Source organism: Novosphingobium sp. B-7 (genome assembly GCF_000410615.1).
In the GTDB taxonomy this organism is placed as follows: Bacteria; Pseudomonadota; Alphaproteobacteria; order Sphingomonadales; family Sphingomonadaceae; genus Novosphingobium; species Novosphingobium capsulatum.
Window position 1 is genome coordinate 1,104 of record NZ_KE148401.1, and the last position, 227, is coordinate 1,330.

Consider the following 227-nt stretch of genomic DNA (forward strand, 5'->3'; position numbering starts at 1 on the left):
CTTCATCGGCGATGATCGCTTTGCCACCCTGCCCCAGGCGCTGGAGCGCAACTGGCGCAGCGATCCGGCTCGCAACCCGGCGATCGGCACGACGCTGGCGGCCACGCGCGCGCTGCGTCCGGCGCCATGGGCCGATTGGCGGATCGATCTCTATCGCTATCGCGCGGTCTATGATGCGCTGGTCGCCCGGCGCTGGGCCGCGGCGCAAGCGGCTGATCGCGCCGCCC

1 pseudogene is annotated in these 227 nt (G+C 72.2%); it reads left to right on the plus strand.

Going from position 1 to position 227, the window contains the following annotated elements:
• Positions 1-227 (plus strand): annotated as a pseudogene (locus H926_RS33515) (hypothetical protein); the annotation flags it as partial.